Origin of the sequence: Mesorhizobium sp. M1E.F.Ca.ET.063.01.1.1 (assembly GCF_003998155.1) — a bacterium.
GTDB lineage: Bacteria > Pseudomonadota > Alphaproteobacteria > Rhizobiales > Rhizobiaceae > Mesorhizobium.
In genome coordinates this window covers 1-414 of record NZ_RZSC01001695.1, presented here as the reverse complement: position 1 = coordinate 414, position 414 = coordinate 1, and the positions used below count along the sequence as shown (strand labels likewise).

Below are 414 nucleotides of genomic sequence, written 5' to 3'. Positions count from 1 at the left end.
GCCCGCATCGCTCCGATCTCGTGGTGCGGCATAGGCCCAAGGCAATGCCGGCCGAACTCTGCTCGACCGGCGAGCAGAAGGCGCTCCTGGTCGGCATCGTGGTCTCGCATGCAAGGCTGACCGGCGAGATGTCGGGGATGACGCCGATCCTGCTGCTCGACGAAATCGCGGCGCATCTCGACGCCGGCCGGCGCGCCGCCCTGTTCTCGATCCTGGAGGAGCTGAACTGCCAGGCGTTCATGACCGGAACCGACGCGGCGCTGTTTTCCAGCCTCGAAGGCCGCGCGCAGTTCCTGACGGTCGACCACGGCACGGTTGGGCCAACCGAAGACCCCTGACAAGGTTTTTGCGCCACGATAAGGTCTGGCCATGACCACGCTTTCCGACGAAGAACTCGAGCGTTACGCGCGCCAC

At 65.7% G+C, this 414-nt stretch carries 1 pseudogene; it reads left to right on the top strand.

Annotation, left to right across the window (positions count from 1 at the left end):
• Positions 1-338: pseudogene (locus EOA29_RS40460) on the top strand (DNA replication and repair protein RecF); the annotation flags it as partial.
• Positions 339-414 lie beyond the last annotated feature (76 nt).